This window comes from Lentibacillus juripiscarius (assembly GCF_042685205.1).
In the GTDB taxonomy this organism is placed as follows: Bacteria; Bacillota; Bacilli; order Bacillales; family Amphibacillaceae; genus Lentibacillus; species Lentibacillus juripiscarius.
Genome location: NZ_JBHUNA010000013.1, coordinates 1 through 17,673, shown reverse-complemented (window position 1 = coordinate 17,673; position 17,673 = coordinate 1). Strand labels below are relative to the sequence as shown.

Genomic DNA, 17,673 nt, shown 5'->3' with positions numbered 1-17,673 from the left:
TGTAAGGGAATGCGATTATGTCACCGCATTGTGTCAGGTTCCAAAATATCTCCTTAGAGTATGGGCGAGCAAGTCTCTGAGAAATTCAGGCAGAAAATACCGCTTCACTTCGGATTTAGCAACTTCCGGCAATAGCCGGCCAAATGTAAACGTGTCAGCTGTTGCTACAGTATATATTTTATCAGGATCCAGCTTTTCACCTTGAAATCGGACTGACTCGACATACTCATTGCCGTCCTCCCTGGTGACCGTTTCGACATCAAGTCCGGAAAAAATCATCTTTCCGATAACTTCGCCGCGAAATCCGAATCCTTTCAGTTTCAGCTCTGTTAAATCTTTGGTAAGGGAAACACGAACAACTTCCATTAATTCGTCACCATACAATTCAACCATACATGGGTTGATCGGATGCGGACAAATACGATGGATATCCTTGCTGGTAACATCACCTGCAGGGAGCTGATCTAATAAAACCCCTGCATTCAGTAAAGCTGTATCTGCATTTGTCCACTCCTTCAATACAGTTGTAAGCCGCTCCATCAATTCCGTATGCTGAAACCATTTCACTTCCAATGATTTTTCTAAGTGGGCAATCGGCTGCTCAAGCAATGTATCTGCCTTATCGGATAATGCACCTAAAGTTTGGACGGTCTCCATATCTTTAGGCAGATGACTGACATCGCTCGTGTATGCCTCTTTTTTTACAATTTCCTGTTTAGTATGATCCCATGTCAGAATAACCTCACCAGCAAAAGTACAATGCTTTCCTGCTGCTGTGATGACGGTATTATTAATCGTTTCACCAGTCCGCAGCAAATGGTGAGTATGTCCGCCAATGATAACATCAACATCGTCAATACGGCGGGCAATCTCCTGATCCTCAGTAAGGCCTAGATGGGATAGCAGCACAATGATATCCACTTCTTCCTTTAACTGACGCACACGTTTTTCTAATGTCTTTAGCGGATCTGAAACATGCCAGTCTAAAAGCTCATAAAATGCATTGAACGGAGCCGTCAGTCCTACTACACCAATTCGCACACCACCAGCTGACTGGGTATGGACAAAAGGCTGGAGCCACCCAGGGTCATCCCCTGTCAGACTGTGTAAATTGGCACAAACGACCTGGAATGCTGCTTCATCATATAACTGATGGAGATCCTCATGAGCCATTGTAATTCCTTCATTATTCCCCAGTGTTGCCAAATCATAGCCAACATCGTTCATCAAACGCACATTTGCCTTTCCCATGAACGCTTCCGCTATTGGATCGACTCTGTCCACGTGATCACCGATATCAACCAGCCAGCACGACTCATTCCTCTCCAGAATCCGTTCCTTTTGCTCTTTTAAATAGCCGGCAACCTGTGGCCAATTGGCAAAGTTGCTATGTAAATCATTTGTGTAATAAAAGTAAAGCTTCTCCTGCATGATAATGCTCCTTACATCATTCCTTCAATAATCAGTCTGATTCCAATGACAATCAGCAGCAGCCGAAGTATCCACTCCAGTACATTGCCTTTCACAAGCTGATTGATTTTTGCACCCAGTGTCCCACCAATCCAGGCGCCAAGAATGAATAAAAGTACATATTCCCAGGCAACATGACCCAAGACAATGTGTGTGCCTGCACTGATGATACTAATAAATAAAATCACGAACATAGATGTTGCTGCAGCCGTATGGATGGATAGGCCAAAAAGAAAAATCAAGGCCGGTACAATAATCGAACCGCCGCCAATACCAAACATTCCCGATATTCCACCAACAATCAATGAAATGATAAATACGGATAATGCTGGCGTTTTTTTTCGTGTGTTATCATCATTCTCATGTTTATTCCGTTTAAATAAAAAAAGAAATGATAAGGTGATCATCAAGAAACCAAAATACAATGAGAAATAATCGGCGTTGATAAACTGATTCAGATATGCCCCCAATATACTACCGGGAACACTCCCCGTCAGAAAGAGCAATCCAATTTTTACATGTATCCGGTCATTTTTGTAATAGGAAACAGTAGACGAAAATGCCGTAAAGACCATCGCGATCAGTGAAATTCCTACAATCACTTGCGGAGTTGCCCACGCAAATGTATCCGTATAATGGTGCAGAAATAACATGCTAGGAATTAATACAACACCACCGCCCATGCCAACAAGGCTTCCAGTAAACGCAGCGGTAAATGCAACAATCGTACAAATAATGTAAATCAATAAAATCCCTTCCATCATGAACAACTATAACCATATGGTAGCACTGTTTGAAACGGAAATCATGGGAAAGGTTTTTTTTGGCTTTTTTCGTAACTTTGATGTTTATCCAGAGTAGTTGATATAAACTGCGGCGTAGTGCACAATTTATGTGTGGACACCACTACGGAAATACACTTGGCGCTCGTCGCGTGCAAGTATTTCAGTGGCCTCGGCTTTTGGCCTTGAGAAGCTCTCTCTCGGACTTTTTGGCCCGCTTGTGGGTGGCTTTTGGTCTTGAGAAGCCTTCTCTCGGACTTTTCAGACCACTTTTGGGGGGCTTTTGGCCTTGAGAAGTCTTCTCTCGGACTTTTTGGCCCGCTTTTGGATGGCTTTTGGCCTTGAGAAGCCTTCTCTCGAACTTTTAGGCCCGCTTTTGGATGGCTTTTGGTCTTGAGAAGCCTTCTCTCGGACTTTTTAGACCACTTTTGGGGGGCTTTTGGACTTGAGAAGCCTTCTCTCGGACTTTTCGGCGGTGCTTTCCCGCGAGCCATAGCAAGCCCCTGTTCTATAAATTATTTGAATTTCAGATTTAAGGTCTGTCATGAAGGATCCCTGTAACGATAATTATATTGATAATAAAAAACTCGTTTTTCAGTCGTAAAAGAGTATTTCCCCCAAACGTCCTTACTGTCACTTGTCTCTTCTGTCTCGACCATTTTCATTTCACCAGAATCCAATTTCATTATTTCAGAATCGATTACTTTTAGTTCTTCTTGGTTTTTATTTGCTGCACGAATCTTGACCTGCACCTCCTTGGTACCATCCAGATTACTGCGAACATAAAACACATTATTATATTTCTTATCACAGTTTCTTATATTTAAGCAACTATCCTCAGAGCGAACCAGTACTAACGAAATATCTTCATTTTTTGGTGTGTCTTCCATTGCATTCACTGCATCATTTAGGGTTACTGCATAAGCTATTTTTTGTCCGATTGGTACAAACCACAGAAAGAAAAACAACATCACTCCAGCCAGTACACCGGAAAAGAGCCATATTGCTTTTGGATTATGAAGTGTTTTCGGGAGATTTTTACGGCGGGCAATTATTGTAGAAATAATATTAATGACTGCAATAACTGCCCACAGTGCTCCAACCGCGATAAGCCCAATAATACTCGAAAAACTGTTTAGAAAGAATGCCAGATTGTAGGTAGAAAAAAGATAGACATTTAGCGCTAAACTGACTGCAGTTATCACCATGAGCAATATTAATGGGCCTTTCCAATTGACGTGATCTCTTTTGCCATTTTTGACATCAATCATGGACCATATAATCCAGATAAAAGGGATGCAATAAATGATGGCCACTATTCCAACATATAACAAAAGACTATAACATCCTTTCAATTATCTAATTCTTGTTCAGTAACCGGTTTGAAACCGGCATTTAAACAATGCAACCCAGTCGCAAATACTGATAGAGTTATCCCTATTACCATCAAGTACTATTTAAGTAATACCTTTCCGTTTAAAATAAAAGTTGCGTATTTGAAGGTATTGTTACAAATAAATAGAAATGAAGTACGAGACCTCATACTCCATTTCAAATTCCCATTGATTGAGGGATTGTTAAGGCCATTTGATAATAAGATAGGATGCTGATTTTCAAATCTTACCTTTTTAAAAAGCATTATTACCCTCTTTCACCCTTATCGAATTCATATGATTTTTTCGCATTAAAGGAAGACCCAAGCCGACAACTATGGCTGTTATTGGAAAGCCTCCGGAACCTGCCAGCCATTCAATAACCGTGACTGGTACGAAAATGGCATAGATAAAAATCATTAAAACCAGATAAAACCTTCTCCAGCGTTTTTCGGATTTAGACATCTTCTCTTCTCCCTTCAAAAATGTTGGTTAACCTTCATCCTCCAGTTCAAAATTATACTCCTCTGCCAAATCTTCCATCTTTTGATCGGCCTTTTGTGCTTTCTCACCAGCTTCGATATATTTTTCATCGGCCTCCATAATTATTTCATTCGCTTCTTCTTCACTAATCGATTGATTGACCATTTTTTCCAGTACGTCATATTTCATTTGAAATGCATCATACCAGGCATCAACTTGGTCAGCCCGTAGTGAATGGTACTCCTTCACTACTTTTGATTCAGGCTCCTGTGAGTCCATATAATCCTTTATTTCGTTTACGATTGGGAATAATTCATTCTTTTGGACAGTATACGCTTCTTCAAAGGATGCCGAACTGAGTGATTTTTCGTTTAGCGTATCGATTTTCGTCAATTTACTGTTCACATTCTCAACGTAACCATTATGGTAGTCCGCTAGTTCTTCTGATTCCGCTGAAGCACAGGCAGCCAGCAACAGCAACACAGCAAAACATATAAACAGCTTTATGTTCCGATCCATTAAATCAGTCCTTATCATTAAATCAATTAAGTGAAGTCACTTCATTACCATCCCATACAATACCCAGAAAATCAATTTTAGGACCAGCAGACTCTTGATAGACATTTTCCTTAATACCTTCCATGTACCCATCAAAAGATACTGATTCCATTTCATTGGCTGCACGTACATAAAAGCGGTCGTCCTTTATTGCTAACTCCGCTCCATCCAATACACCATCATTTGCAAGAATTGCGCTTCTTGTTTTATCAATAACCTTTGATTCAATATCCTCGTCTGCAAGCAACTCATTCAGCTTACTTCTGACCACGTCTTTATTAAGTTCTTCCGATAAAACCTGATCAAACGCTTCCAGTTCAATCTCATTAGCTGTCCAGTCAGCATAATTTTCTGAGCCTGATAATTCGGATGCTCTGTCATCAACCATTTCTTCAATATCTTCAAAGAATGCCTGAAGTGCTCCCTCCAACGTTTCATCTTCATATTCATACACTACACGGCGTACTTCTTCATACAAAACACTTGATGCAGCCATGCTAGCCTGTTGCACGGTAGTACTAGACTGTTCCTTTGTAGCCAAAACCCCACCTAGGTTCACAACAAAAATCAGCAAGATCATAATAATACTTAACATGCCAAGCACAAATAGGGCAATATTACCATCTTCATTTTGAAATCGTTTCATTAACTTCATTCAATCACCCTGCTGCTGGCCGTTGCTGAATATGGAATAGAAGGTATTGTATAACCAAATAATTCGCTTGGCAAAAAAACCAAACGTATTTCTACATTTGCTTCAGCAGTGAACTCTTTACTCCCCAGGCTTGACCCTGATACTCCCTGACTCTGCAGATAATTACCGGTAGTCGAAAGAATGTTATTTGCCGCCGCACTTGCTTCACCTGCATTCTGGGTTATAGAATAAACTTTAGCATATTCATTGGCCGCAGACTGAGTGACCAGGACACCATTAATTCCCACAATAAATTGCCAAATAATCATCAGTAAAAGCAAAGCCAAGGGTAGAATTCCTATAAATTCAATTGTGGCTGATCCATCTTCATTTTTAAACCTTCTTTTCAATAGTTTCATAGAATGACACTCCTGGATTTTTATATAAAAACGAACCCTTTTATTATGGCAATTTAATTTAAATTAGGATATCTCAGCCCTTTGATTAACGCCTTGTTGGACTCTGTTTGTCTTTTGATATTATCCTTCTGAACTACTTCCTTAAATTGGATTTTGACAAACTCTCCAAGTTATCCACATAAGCAGCTTGTTCAGAGCCGCTTTTAGATTTTCCTTGCCCCTCGGAATTTTATAAAGGATCCAGATCTAGTTATAGTTGAGGATACCGTAAACCTTTTCTAATTTCCACAAACCCTTTACGCCACTAATTCTACAAGTCTTTCCTGGTAATCCAAATTATTGTTTATTGCATAAAGTGCCCAAGAATGATGTTGGCTGGATAGCTATAACAACAATCGCCAATGAAACTAATATCTTTTTTAGCCACCTACTCATGTACGCTCCCACTTTCCTACACAATATGCCCTCGAACCTTGGCTTCAAGCGTTTCCAGTGCTTCACGCCACTTGAGAATAAAAGATGTCATAAGCATGATAATAAATGGATAAATAATAATATTGAGAGTCATCTGGGTGATTACCTGTGCAGCAAAATCTGCAGGTCCTGGTTTGTGATTTTCATTTTAAATCATCCTTTAAAAGATAAGACAACCTGAAAACAGAGCAATTCTTCATCTTTTACGCGTTCCTTAAATCCTTTTTAAGTTTTTCATAATCGTTATCCAGAATTTGCTGATAATAAGATTTAACTTTCCTATAATATTCTCTTTCACTTATATCCGCCATATCTTCAACATAGCTGATTCTGACAATCTCTGACCTAAGCTTTTTTTTACTGCCGGCAAACTCTTCTGCATACCTCTGAATCTCCACATTAGATAATTCATTTACAGCAGGGTTTTCTTTTACATTCTTTTCTATAAAAGCAAAGTTGTCTGCCATATCAAATGAGATATTCAACTGTCTGAACTGAATGTAATCCAGCTCAAGTAAAATTTCCTGAAGATATTCGATATCTGCTATCGTATATTTCTTACCTTCTTCAATCTTTTGTTCAATGAATTTTTGATAACCGTCCATCAGTCCAATATGCCTATTTTGATATTCAAAAATGGAATGAATCGCTTCCAGACACTTTTGGTAATTCATTCTTTCTTTTTCTGTTAACCCGGATGTCTGCATAACAGTTTTCAAAAAAGATTGCATTTTATGGTAAGCTTGCATATTGATGTTTTGTCTTTCACTTCCATTCTTTCGAATAGTGGAAAGATAATTATATAGACTCAGTATCCATTTGTAAGCTGTATGATATTGATCTGTTTGGGTGTCAGGAGCGGTGGAAATGACAGCCGTACCCCCTTTTCCGGTTATCTTCTTTTTATAGTTGACTAGATAAAAATCATTTCCATCCAAATGCAAGTGGTGCTGAGCAATTTTATATGTTTCCAAAAACTGCTTATATTTTTTGCTTCATCAAAATGATTGATTAGTTATTGACAACTTAGACATCCTCCCTCTACTTCACGCCACTTGAGAATAAAAGATGTCATAAGCATGATAATAAATGGATAAATAATAATATTGAGAGTCATCTGGGTGATTACCTGTGCAGCGAAGGAAGACGTAATGTTAAATAACTGATATGTAACAAATATACCTAATAAAAGTTCAGCTAATCCTGCCAGCATAATGATTAACATAATCTTAAAAAATTTCTTTTTGCCAATCCGAAAACCTTCTTTAAACGAATTCCAGACTGATTTTTCATCGAAAATACTTATATACGGAATTGGAAATACTAACGCAAGGAAAATTAATCCTGGTAATACAAGAAACATAAAACCAATGGTGGTGACCACAGAAACGATACATGCAAATACGAAAACTGTAAAACCATTGGCCAAAAAATGGTAAACTGAGTTTCGTAAATTGTTTTCGACCCCTGTATATTCGTTATAAACGAAACGGATATAGGGAATTTGCGCATAAAGATATAGTAATAGTGTAATAAGTCCGTAATAAATGTCTGCGACTGAATAAACAGTTAAATCGCTTGGTGTAATTGCATATATGTAATTGGTAACGAATGAATGCACCATCAATAATGGTAATGTTGTTGTCAGCATTAGAACTAATATTTTTTCGAATTTGCCTGTGTATACATCCCATGTGTATTTAAGCGGTTTTTCCATGCTATTCTCCTTGTCACCTTTTAATAACAATTATAATTTTTCCACTTTATCCTAGCTTGGATGTCTCAGTTCTTTCCTTAAAGAAGCATTAACTTTCGATAGACTTTCATAAAAAACTCTTTTTTCCACCTCGATATGTTCTTCTTTTGTCAATTCAGCCATATTTGGTTGATAAGTAAGATCTTCTATTACTTTACGCTGTTTATTAGCGTTTATAGAAAATTCATCCAAGTATCTTTTAACAGTACTATTTATATGTTTTTTCACTTCCGGATTACTCAATTCCTTGATATACTTGAACTTTGGTATAGACTCATAATTTGCTACTAATTGCTGATATTGAATATAGCCTATTTCACCAAGGCAATTTGCCGCTTCATCAATATCCTTCCTTGTAAAGGATTCTAATTCACCCTCAAAATACTTCATTTCTTTGTTATAGTAGTCGTTATATATATCAATCAAGCGTTTCTGCAATTCCAAAATATTGTTTGTACTTTCCAAACAATATTCAAAGACCTCTTTGGTTTCTTGATCTAAATATTCATTACTATTTTTTAAAACTTCAGACAAAAAATCTTTTATCGCAGTAAATGAATTCATGTTGATATTTGCTCTTTCTCCTCCGTGTGTAAAAATCAACGTTCCTAATTCTGCTCTTTCTAATAGTGCATCAAATGCTTTCAAATAGTCATTTTTACTAGCCTCGCCATTCGGCGAAATGATTGCAATACCTTTAGTCTGTTTTCCTTTTTCATAATTCACCATAAAATATTCATTTCCATTAATAAGATAAGAACCTGGATTAACATCGCAAGTTTCGAAAAACTTTTTGTACTTTTTTCCTTTTTTCTCAATAAGTGGGTCATTATATTTCACATTAATCACTCCCCTTTAACCATTAAATATGTGGTTAACAGAAATGAGCTATAGCTCATTTCTGTTAACTAAATAGGCCTGTAACAGCGTCCCAGCCTTTTTTAGCTATATTTTTCGTTCCTTCCCAGGCTTTCTTGCCTGTGTCTTTGATAGAATCCCAATTTTTGGCTACGGCTTTAGTAACTTTTGATGCTCCCCAAAGGACTGCTCCACCAGCAACCATTACGCCTCCAGCCACTCTTGCACCTGGTATGGGAGTCGCAGAGGTCACAACACCAGCACTCATCAATGTGTTACCTGCGCTTTCTCCTACATCAGCCACTGCAGCAGTTTTTTCTGCCCCACTTGCATTACTATCCATCACGTCAGAAGCATTTTGCCATTTATTAAAAGTTTTAACTCCTGAATATGCTGTACCCACGGCAGCAGTGGCTACATTAAACTTGGACAAAGCCTTCTCAATTCCAGTTGGTTTTCCAACAGAAGGTTTGGCAATTACAGCTCTATTAGCTTTTGATGTATTTGCAAGGTCCTTAGCTTTATTTAAATTAGTAGCACCTTTTTTAGCAGTACTTACCTTTCTGCCATCCTGAAAGCTTCTATATCCCTTAACTCCCTCGTTAAGATTTATAGCTGCCTCAGCTGGATCTGTTATCCTTTGATCCACTCCTGCTAATTTCAGTCCATTTACTAGCATACCCCCGTACGCTTTTGAGGCAGTTGAACCGAAACCGGAACCAGTTCTCCCAACGTCTTGGTAACGTTGATGTTTTAAACCAGCCTCGACGAATAAAGCAGTACCGCCCATTATATCAGTAGTGACATATTTCATTATATCCGCAGCACTAACGTCAGTTCCATCTCCATTGGTGCCTGTTCCGACTGTTCTTTGGCCTGATGTTCCATTTCCAATCGTACCGTTTCCGTTAAACCCGTTCTTTGACCATAGATCACCAGTTGTTCCATTTCCGTTGAATCCGGATTGTAACCACGGATAACCATTGGTGCCATCACCTTGAAATCCATTCTTCCCCCATTCGTTACCCGAAGTTCCATTTCCATTAAAACCGGATTGTGACCATGGATCGCCAGAAGAGCCATCCTGTGACCACCCATCTGCATACCATCCCTCTAAATACCAAGGAATGTGCGACCAGTCATAGCCTCCACCAGCTTCATTTCCCGAGGGAGGAGCTTCAGTACCTTCACCTTGCCAAGTGTCACCATTCCACGTTTCACCTTGCCATTTTAAATTGGAACCATCCCATGGGTTCCCGTTCCAGGTGTCGCCCCTCCATGTATTGCCTTCCCATGTGTCTCCACTCCAGGAACTAACAGCATAAACTGTAGGAGTTATTACTGGAAAGAACGTTATTAAAAATATAACAGCCAATAGCAAGCTTTTCTTTAACCATTTACCAATCTTTATCACCCTCTTTTACCTTGCTACAACTGGGTGTTAATTCTCAGTTTGTTCGTTGAATTTTTCCTTAATTGTTTTTTTCTTCTTGTCAATATTTTCTGCACTGATATCTTTTAGGTTATTTTCAATTTCTTTATCCATTTGCTCTAATTTATTTTTAACATTATTTACCGACTCTAATAATTTTTGTTTCTGTTCAAAAGTTACTACACCGACTTCTTCAGCCAAGTTAATTGCAGCCGTTAAATTATTTCCCTGTGCAAGAGTTTTGAAGTACCAGTCATTGGTTACTTCCATAATATCAACTTTATTATTAACACTCATTGCGTCTAAATCTTGCAATGCATCTTCCTTCCATTGCTGCCATGCTTCCAAGACTTTTTCTGCACGATTAAATTCTTCCTCAAGCCCTTCTGGATCGCTGACAGTTGAGTAAATACCATCAGACACTTCAGCCATTTTTTGTAATTGTTTCTGTGCTTCAGCGTCAGCCTGGTAACCAATTATGTTGATGATTGGTTTTGATTGTGAGTCAGAAAAAGATTCAGCAACCTTAACCGGGTCTCCATCACAGGTACCTATACCATCACTTACCATATAAATCAGATTTGTATTGTTTTCTGCATCAAATTCTTTCAGCGCATTTTGAGATTGTTTTAAAGCCCCTGCTATCGGTGTCCAACCACTTGGCTGAAATTTATCCAATGCATTTTGAAAGTTTTCCTTTTTATATGAAGAAAAACCATAAACCTGCTCTATTGCATTGCATGACATTTCCCTATCTGCATCAGAGCCGGTTCCTTTGTGCCCATAAACACGCAGAGAAACATTGGCTTCTTCAGGAACATTGGACAAAAATTTATTAATCGAATCTTTAGCTAGCTGCATGCGAGTTTTACTGCTTGCATAATTTGCCATACTGCCGCTGGCATCTAAAATGACTTCAACATTATAATTTTCTTTAAATTGGTAGCGGGCATCGGGTAAGTCCGGATTGCCAAATGAACCAAACTCCCATTTTTTCACCATGTCTTGCGGATTTGGAAAATCTCTTGAAACAAGCCAATAAATGTATCGAAAGTAACTATCCATCTCTTCATCAGATGGGTTTTCACTCATTTGAGGAAGTTTTTTCAGTTCTTTTTTTACTTCGTTCTCGTTGTCATAAACACTTGTATTGCCAAACATACCTTGATTTTGGGATACAAATCCAGCCATTTCTGTAGGAATTGGCTCCACATCCTCCAGAATTGCACTTTGTTCCACATTTGTATTAGTTCCCGCGTTTACTTTTGAATCACTTCCCTCATCATTTGCAGCATCAATGGATTTCTTCGATGTTTCCTGTTTAGCTGTATTTTCGGACTCACTTGATGTATTGTTTTCATTTTCATCATCACTGCAACTGGTAATGAAAAGCAACACAGCAATGATTGACAGTATGCAGCACAACCTTTTTGCCATGAATTAAATTCTCCTTACATTACAAAGTGTATTCTTCAGTTCTAATTTGCATCAACCACCACTGCCGATTTGAGTGATTAGATCATTGAATTTTTGAACAAGTGTATCTCCAAAATCCCCACCACTAAATGCTTGTGAAACGACCCCAACAAGAATAACAATCACCGCTGCAATCCCAATCCACTCCAACGTCTGTGAACCACTTTCATCCTTCTTTAGTTCTTCAATCTTACTCATCGCCTTCGCGTAAATGCCATTCACAAATTTCATTTTCGATTCCTCCATTTTTAAAATAAATTAAAGATACTGTTTTCACCCATCAGCATATTCATGATCATCAATCCGGCAATCATCAATATGGATACAGGTGCAATTAAGAACGTTGTAACCAACGTAACCTTTGGCGAGGCTTTTGCCGCCAATTCCTTCACCTGCTCCTGACGAATTTCACGCAACTCTTCAGCTTGAATCTGGAACGTTTTCGCTATCGGTATTCCGAGATCCATCCCCTGGATCAAGGCCTTAATTAATGACTGGAATTCCTCATTATCATTTCGCTTCAGAAGTTCACGGTAGGCCTTTTCACGTGGAACCCCAAGATCAATTTCTTGATTGAAACGTGAAAACTCCTCGCGGATGGGACCATCGAAATATCGAATCACCTCCCTTAATGCGTTATCAAGACTCACACCAGCTTGCAGACTGGTACTGACTGTGTCCATAAAATCAGGCAGCTCACTTCTAATCTGCTCCTGTCTTTTTTTGACCTCCCTTCTGATCAGCACAATCGGTATGAAATAGGCAATTACTGGGTTTAATACAAGCATATACTGGGAAAATGGAAGCCCGATTATAACGGATAGGAATCCGGTGCAAAAACCGATAATCAGCAAAAATATCTTCAAACCCTGAAATCGGGCGACCGTCAGCTTTAAAGGATTTCCCGATTTTCTGAGCCACTCCTCTACCATGTGATTTTCACTGAAGAAGTTTATTCGCTGGCCCAAATCAGCAAAATCATCGGCATACTTTGTCATCCGGCTGAATATCTCAGCACGTCTGTTTTTCTTTTTTTCTTTTTTTTCAAATGGGTCGATATCGGTTACTTCCGATACGTGCCCCAACACATAACGCTTATCTTTAAGAAATGACCAAAAATGTTTCAAGCACAGTAAAACACAGAACCAAAAAGCAATAATTGATAAAATGATTAATGCATCCATAGGCTACACCTTTATATTTGTAATTTTTCGAATCAGAAAGAAAGACAGTACAGTTGCAGCCAGAAAAATGATTAACATAACCAATCCAAAACCTGACCATAATGGTTCAATAAATCCGTCGATCACATTGTTCATGACAAGCAGCAAAAACACCGGTAATGCTGGTACAATAAACGAAATATATTTCTGCTCGGATGTCATTGTTTTAATAATCTGATTTAACACCTTGCGATCCTCGAACGTATTTGCCATCGTATCCAGTGTCATCGCCAAATTGCCACCTGTTTTTTTCTGGATAAGCAATGTTGCTATAAACAAGTTGAAGTCACGTGATGTATTGCGTTTTTGCACTGTGCGGAAAGCTGTTTCCAGGTTGACTCCCAGTTTAAGCTCATTAGAGATTCGCTTAAACTCATCCCCGGCTGGTGCAGTAACTTCACGGGCAACGATATCGATTCCCTGGTTAATCGTCAATCCTGATCTTGCTGCATTACCAAGGATTCTACAGACTTCACTCAATTGATCATTAAAGCGTAATTCATAGCTGTTTTTTCGAAAATAGAATAATAGATAATTTGATACAAATAATAGTAACAATGGTAAAACCAAGCTCAATAACGGCGGCATTCCAAAAATGGAATAGAACATGACAAACAATACCAGATAACCGACCATTAATATTCCGAGATATTCTGAGGGTAATAATTTCAGATTCGCATTGTGCAGCTTATTTCTTAATTTCTCGGAAGACTCTTTTTCATCAAATCTGTCTCCCCACTTACTGATAAAACTTTTACGCTCTTCTTCAGGAAACCATTCCTTTACTTTCTGTTTCCACTCTTTCTTCTGTGATCTGTACCCAAGAAAAAAATAAACACATAGGAGAAAAGATAAAACACCTAAACTATAAAGAATAGACACTGCTAGTTCCATAGCTGCTCTCCTCCCTTGGGGTAAACAAATCTTTTTCGAGGTTTATACCAAATACCTCCAGATGTGGCAAACATTTTGGAATAATTCCTGTTGGTGTAAAGTATCCTCGCACATTGCCTTCACCATCAACACCCGTGCGCTGGAATCGGAATATGTCTCTTACCTCAATCTGATTTTCTTCTGTTTTCTCAACTTCTGATACGTTTGTGATTTTCCGTGTTCCATCGGTTAGTCGCTGCACTTGCACAATATAGTCAAGCGCACCGGCAATATAATCCCGGATGACGTGCGTCGGCAAATCCATTCCAGCCATTACAACCATTCCTTCAACACGATTAATAGCGTCAAAAGGTGTATTGGCGTGAACAGTTGTCAATGAACCTTCATGACCGGTGTTCATAGCCTGCAGCATATCGAACGCCTCTGAACCTCGAACTTCACCAACAATGATACGATCTGGGCGCATACGGAGCGAGTTTTTCACTAGATTCCTGATGGTTACTTCACCGCTGCCTTCCACATTAGGGGGACGTGCTTCCATGCCAACTACATTCGACCGGTCAAATTTCAACTCTGCTGAATCCTCAATTGTGATAACACGTTCACCGTTAGGGATGGATTTGGCCAGCGCATTCAGCAATGTCGTTTTACCACTGCCAGTACCACCTGAGATAAGCAAGCTTAATTTCGTTTGCACCAATGCTTGCATAAACCTGGACATCTCATTTGTAAATGTTCCAAGATCATTTAAATCATCCATCATAAATGGTGTTTTTCGGAACTTTCGGATTGACAGTAAAGTTCCCCCTAAACTGATCGGTTCAATTACTGCGTTGACACGACTTCCATCTGGGAGTCTGGCATCAACCATCGGCGAACTTTCGTCAATCCTTCGTCCAAGCGGCGCAACAACACGGTCAACAATATGCCTGACATGTGCCTCGTCTTTAAAAGAGACATTAACTCTTTCAAGACGTCCATTTTTTTCGACATAAACTTCATTCGGATTATTGACAAGTATTTCTGTTATCGAATCGTCTTTCAGCAGCGGTTCCAACGGACCAAAGCCGACACTTTCATCAATCAGCATTGTTAACATCCGTTCTTTATCCTGTCGCGGAATAACTACTTTTTCCTCTGACATGAACTGATTGATGAAACGTTCAATCTTCAGACGCTTATCCGAATCACCCAAACTAGTTATCTGATCCAGATTAACTTCGGTCAGGAGTCGGGATTTATAATGCTCCACCAGCTCATTCAGATAGCCGGAATTGGAAACAATACCGGTATCCATGTCATTGTTGTCTGCTTTAGATTTTGTGTTTCTTTGAAAAAGAGACACGATACCACCACCATTTAACTATTATTTCAGCATCGAATGAACCCATTTATGTATATCCTTGGAAAATGGAGGTAGCTTTTTTTCCTGAGGTTTTTTTCTTAATGGTTCACCCTGATTAATATATGCTTGAACATTTTTAATATCTTTTCTGATTTCCGACGCCACCGGATAAGTTGAAAAACGCTCCAGGTCTTTTTTGGTCAGTTCACTATCTTTTCCTTTGAAGTTAATAACAAATTCAAGTCGATCTTTTGTGATGACACCCAAACGCTGAAACAGGTTTTCTACACTTTTCAAAACACGGATGGCTACTGTATCGAGATTCATCAAATAATAAATGCGATTCGCCTCTTCCAGAATAGCTAATGTTCGTTCATCCATCCATACCGGTAAATCAACGACAATAAAATCATAATGCCGTTTACTGGCCCTTAAGAGCTTTAAAGCGAAGTCTTCCGTGATCTTTTCTGCTAATTCAGCATCTCTAGGGCTTACAAGCACATTTAAATCCGAATGCTCCTCTTTTTCCGATACATTTCGAATATGATGTTCACCAAGTTCCTCTATAACCGGAAGCAAATCAATTATGGAACGATTACTGTCAATTCCCAGAAATGTCTCAGCCCCTCCATAAAGCAAATTCAAATCTATAAACAGAACTTTTGCGGTTGATTCCAATTTCAATGTTTGTGCAAAAGTTGTACTGATCAAGGATTTTCCTGTACCGCCGCTCCCGCTATAAAAAGCGAAGATCTGTCCACCTCCACGTTTAAAACCAGATTCGGGCTCTTTTTCTTTTCTCATGTTGACTTCATTTGCCATAACTTCCAGCCGTTCCATGAAAATAAGCCCTTCACCCGGAAGCACATAAAAATCAGTGATGCCGAGCTGGTTAAGGCTTCTAAGCAGGCTAAAATTTTCTTCATCACCCACACAGACGAAAGATGAACCTGGGTGCTCAGATAACGCTGCCTGCGCATCATCTGCGGCGGATTCTCCATTATTTATGATTATAATCAAACGTGCATCTGCCTTTTTTAAGTCATTGGCAGTAACAAAATGAAGCTGAAAGGATTCATTTATTTGTTGTTCTAAAATCGATGCAATTTCTTCATTATCCCCAATAATATAAATTTCGTTTACTTTGCCCATACGGTTCCTCCAACAATATGTCTGTTAATTTTAATTTTCATTATCAGCAGCATCATCCGCCTCATCGTTCTTCTTTGACTCCTGTTCTGATGAGCCCCCTGGTTGATCCGTTTCCGCCACGTTCGCTTTCACAATCCGCAGACTATCTGCATAATTCTGCATATGTATTAACCCCGAAACCTTTTCATAAGGAACTTCCAGCTGAACACCGGAAAAATCTCCTTCATCATTGCTAGCTACTCTCGCAACCTTCACATCCTTCATAAACACTTCCGTTACCGGCTTATCTCCAAAACTATGGGAAACGATAATGTCAACCCGGTCCAATGCTGTCAGTTCCTCGTCAAAAGCTACCTGTTCTGATCGCAATACTGAGACCAACCGATTGTTAGCTTCTGTAACTGCAGACGCATCTTTCAAAATGTTCGCAGTTATAATATCTCCACCCGACAAAGGCACAACTGAAACTTTATTCATCAGCTCTTCAACATCAGTTATATGTTCATCGCGAAGAAACTGTTGTGGAATCTCGTCTGTTGTTACTTCGTCAGGTGTTATGATTTTTCTTGATGGAATTTCTCTGTCGGCCGTATAAACCGTTACCATTGTTCCTAAATCGGTGTTAAGTGCCTGAACTTTTTGCAAAACAAGAAACCCGGAAACTGCAGCCAATAAAACAGCTAGTAAAAAAAATATAATTGCTCTCCGCTTCGATTCCAGCATGTACGGTGAACCCTCTTTCTATATCTAATTAATACTTGTGACGAGAAACACTAAGAATTATCATCGCAAAAAAAATAAATATGTCAATCATATGACAAAATACAGCAGTTCTATATTAGGTCTTACAACCTATGGTAAGTTGCGTTAAGCTACTTATTTTATTAAAAAACTGCCTGACAAATGGATAGTAAGGCCTATAAACATGGTGGAAATCGATACTTTATTATAATTTATAGGTATAAATGCTCATCTTTTGAAATAATTACCATTTAGTCTGAATTCAGACTAATTTCTTACATAAATTGTCATGATTGTTACATCAAGACGTGAAAATCAATGTAGGTAGGACAAAAGCGTGAGAGCGTCTTTGTTTTTCCCGATAAGACGCTTCACGATGATCTCCCTAGGCAAACAGCTGGTGCACACTCGATACATGACGAACCAGGCAAGGAAGACCCAAACGACAAATAAGAGCAGCAGGCCGCTACAAGTCTGCTGCTCTTATTTGTCCACTTTTTTCGCCACTTCATACGATTATAGTTATGAAAAAGAATAATAGAGTAGGGTAACCTTTCTCAAGGCTACCCCCTCATCAAACCGCACGTGCCCTATTAAGGCATA

At 39.0% G+C, this 17,673-nt stretch carries 19 protein-coding genes; all 19 read right to left on the bottom strand.

Annotation, left to right across the window (positions count from 1 at the left end; all coding sequences use genetic code 11):
- Nucleotides 1-33: 33 nt before the first annotated feature.
- The 19 genes from ACFSUO_RS06845 to cpaB all read right to left on the bottom strand — a co-directional run bounded on the left by ACFSUO_RS06845 (nt 34) and on the right by cpaB (nt 17,052).
- Complete coding sequence (locus ACFSUO_RS06845; RefSeq protein ID WP_382392426.1) at nt 34-1,431, bottom strand: bifunctional metallophosphatase/5'-nucleotidase; 1,398 nt, start codon at nt 1,429-1,431, stop codon at nt 34-36.
- An 11-nt stretch (nt 1,432-1,442) separates the two neighbouring features.
- Nucleotides 1,443-2,234 carry a sulfite exporter TauE/SafE family protein gene (locus tag ACFSUO_RS06840; RefSeq protein ID WP_382392424.1) on the bottom strand — a complete coding sequence of 264 codons (792 nt, stop codon included), beginning with the start codon at nt 2,232-2,234 and terminating at the stop codon, nt 1,443-1,445.
- Nucleotides 2,235-2,794: 560 nt separating this feature from the next.
- Nucleotides 2,795-3,523 (bottom strand): hypothetical protein, encoded by a 729-nt coding sequence (locus ACFSUO_RS06835; protein WP_382392422.1) that lies wholly within the window; start codon nt 3,521-3,523, stop codon nt 2,795-2,797.
- Nucleotides 3,524-3,880: 357 nt separating this feature from the next.
- Nucleotides 3,881-4,090, bottom strand: coding sequence for a hypothetical protein (locus ACFSUO_RS06830; protein ID WP_382392420.1), 210 nt, complete (start codon nt 4,088-4,090; stop codon nt 3,881-3,883).
- A gap of 27 nt (nt 4,091-4,117) precedes the next feature.
- Entirely contained in the window at nt 4,118-4,627 is a 510-nt protein-coding gene (locus ACFSUO_RS06825; RefSeq protein WP_382392418.1) for a hypothetical protein, read from the bottom strand.
- A 22-nt stretch (nt 4,628-4,649) separates the two neighbouring features.
- Nucleotides 4,650-5,321, bottom strand: coding sequence for a Tad domain-containing protein (locus ACFSUO_RS06820; protein ID WP_382392417.1), 672 nt, complete (start codon nt 5,319-5,321; stop codon nt 4,650-4,652).
- Nucleotides 5,318-5,719 carry a TadE/TadG family type IV pilus assembly protein gene (locus ACFSUO_RS06815; RefSeq protein ID WP_382392415.1) on the bottom strand — a complete coding sequence of 134 codons (402 nt, stop codon included), beginning with the start codon at nt 5,717-5,719 and terminating at the stop codon, nt 5,318-5,320. The genes ACFSUO_RS06820 and ACFSUO_RS06815 overlap by 4 nt, the downstream gene beginning before the upstream one ends.
- Before the next feature lie 677 nt (nt 5,720-6,396).
- Entirely contained in the window at nt 6,397-7,167 is a 771-nt protein-coding gene (locus tag ACFSUO_RS06810; protein ID WP_382392413.1) for a hypothetical protein, read from the bottom strand.
- Nucleotides 7,168-7,208: 41 nt separating this feature from the next.
- Complete coding sequence (locus ACFSUO_RS06805) at nt 7,209-7,910, bottom strand: hypothetical protein (protein ID WP_382392411.1); 702 nt, start codon at nt 7,908-7,910, stop codon at nt 7,209-7,211.
- Between the two features lie 51 nt (nt 7,911-7,961).
- Nucleotides 7,962-8,789 carry a hypothetical protein gene (locus ACFSUO_RS06800; protein WP_382392409.1) on the bottom strand — a complete coding sequence of 276 codons (828 nt, stop codon included), beginning with the start codon at nt 8,787-8,789 and terminating at the stop codon, nt 7,962-7,964.
- A gap of 64 nt (nt 8,790-8,853) precedes the next feature.
- Nucleotides 8,854-9,621, bottom strand: a complete 768-nt coding sequence (locus tag ACFSUO_RS06795) for a hypothetical protein (protein ID WP_382392407.1) — start codon at nt 9,619-9,621, stop codon at nt 8,854-8,856.
- Nucleotides 9,621-9,890 carry a hypothetical protein gene (locus tag ACFSUO_RS06790; RefSeq protein WP_382392405.1) on the bottom strand — a complete coding sequence of 90 codons (270 nt, stop codon included), beginning with the start codon at nt 9,888-9,890 and terminating at the stop codon, nt 9,621-9,623. Before ACFSUO_RS06790 ends, ACFSUO_RS06795 begins: the two co-directional genes overlap by 1 nt.
- A 358-nt stretch (nt 9,891-10,248) precedes the next feature.
- On the bottom strand, nt 10,249-11,676 hold the full coding sequence (locus ACFSUO_RS06785; RefSeq protein WP_382392403.1) for a VWA domain-containing protein: 1,428 nt from the start codon (nt 11,674-11,676) through the stop codon (nt 10,249-10,251).
- A 51-nt stretch (nt 11,677-11,727) separates the two neighbouring features.
- Nucleotides 11,728-11,946 (bottom strand): Flp family type IVb pilin, encoded by a 219-nt coding sequence (locus ACFSUO_RS06780; protein WP_382392401.1) that lies wholly within the window; start codon nt 11,944-11,946, stop codon nt 11,728-11,730.
- A gap of 17 nt (nt 11,947-11,963) precedes the next feature.
- Nucleotides 11,964-12,899, bottom strand: coding sequence for a type II secretion system F family protein (locus ACFSUO_RS06775; protein ID WP_382392399.1), 936 nt, complete (start codon nt 12,897-12,899; stop codon nt 11,964-11,966).
- Nucleotides 12,900-12,902: 3 nt separating this feature from the next.
- Nucleotides 12,903-13,832, bottom strand: coding sequence for a type II secretion system F family protein (locus ACFSUO_RS06770; RefSeq protein WP_382392397.1), 930 nt, complete (start codon nt 13,830-13,832; stop codon nt 12,903-12,905).
- Nucleotides 13,804-15,177, bottom strand: coding sequence for a CpaF family protein (locus ACFSUO_RS06765; protein WP_382392395.1), 1,374 nt, complete (start codon nt 15,175-15,177; stop codon nt 13,804-13,806). The genes ACFSUO_RS06770 and ACFSUO_RS06765 overlap by 29 nt, the downstream gene beginning before the upstream one ends.
- A 21-nt stretch (nt 15,178-15,198) precedes the next feature.
- Entirely contained in the window at nt 15,199-16,329 is a 1,131-nt protein-coding gene (locus tag ACFSUO_RS06760) for an AAA family ATPase (RefSeq protein WP_382392393.1), read from the bottom strand.
- Nucleotides 16,330-16,359: 30 nt separating this feature from the next.
- Complete coding sequence (cpaB, locus tag ACFSUO_RS06755) at nt 16,360-17,052, bottom strand: Flp pilus assembly protein CpaB (protein ID WP_382392391.1); 693 nt, start codon at nt 17,050-17,052, stop codon at nt 16,360-16,362.
- Between the last annotated feature and the right edge of the window lie 621 nt (nt 17,053-17,673).

Excerpts from the sequence above, each read along its gene's own strand:
- ACFSUO_RS06845 (WP_382392426.1), bottom strand. The coding sequence starts at position 1,431 with ATGCAGGAGAAGCTTTACTTTTATTACACAAATGATTTACATAGCAAC.
- ACFSUO_RS06840 (WP_382392424.1), bottom strand. The coding sequence starts at position 2,234 with ATGATGGAAGGGATTTTATTGATTTACATTATTTGTACGATTGTTGCA.
- ACFSUO_RS06835 (WP_382392422.1), bottom strand. The coding sequence starts at position 3,523 with ATGATTGATGTCAAAAATGGCAAAAGAGATCACGTCAATTGGAAAGGC.
- ACFSUO_RS06830 (WP_382392420.1), bottom strand. The coding sequence starts at position 4,090 with ATGTCTAAATCCGAAAAACGCTGGAGAAGGTTTTATCTGGTTTTAATG.
- ACFSUO_RS06825 (WP_382392418.1), bottom strand. The coding sequence starts at position 4,627 with ATGGATCGGAACATAAAGCTGTTTATATGTTTTGCTGTGTTGCTGTTG.
- ACFSUO_RS06820 (WP_382392417.1), bottom strand. The coding sequence starts at position 5,321 with ATGAAGTTAATGAAACGATTTCAAAATGAAGATGGTAATATTGCCCTA.
- ACFSUO_RS06815 (WP_382392415.1), bottom strand. The coding sequence starts at position 5,719 with ATGAAACTATTGAAAAGAAGGTTTAAAAATGAAGATGGATCAGCCACA.
- ACFSUO_RS06805 (WP_382392411.1), bottom strand. The coding sequence starts at position 7,910 with ATGGAAAAACCGCTTAAATACACATGGGATGTATACACAGGCAAATTC.
- ACFSUO_RS06795 (WP_382392407.1), bottom strand. The coding sequence starts at position 9,621 with ATGAAATATGTCACTACTGATATAATGGGCGGTACTGCTTTATTCGTC.
- ACFSUO_RS06790 (WP_382392405.1), bottom strand. The coding sequence starts at position 9,890 with ATGGCTCTTCTGGCGATCCATGGTCACAATCCGGTTTTAATGGAAATG.
- ACFSUO_RS06785 (WP_382392403.1), bottom strand. The coding sequence starts at position 11,676 with ATGGCAAAAAGGTTGTGCTGCATACTGTCAATCATTGCTGTGTTGCTT.
- ACFSUO_RS06780 (WP_382392401.1), bottom strand. The coding sequence starts at position 11,946 with ATGAAATTTGTGAATGGCATTTACGCGAAGGCGATGAGTAAGATTGAA.
- ACFSUO_RS06775 (WP_382392399.1), bottom strand. The coding sequence starts at position 12,899 with ATGGATGCATTAATCATTTTATCAATTATTGCTTTTTGGTTCTGTGTT.
- ACFSUO_RS06770 (WP_382392397.1), bottom strand. The coding sequence starts at position 13,832 with ATGGAACTAGCAGTGTCTATTCTTTATAGTTTAGGTGTTTTATCTTTT.
- ACFSUO_RS06760 (WP_382392393.1), bottom strand. The coding sequence starts at position 16,329 with ATGGGCAAAGTAAACGAAATTTATATTATTGGGGATAATGAAGAAATT.
- cpaB (WP_382392391.1), bottom strand. The coding sequence starts at position 17,052 with ATGCTGGAATCGAAGCGGAGAGCAATTATATTTTTTTTACTAGCTGTT.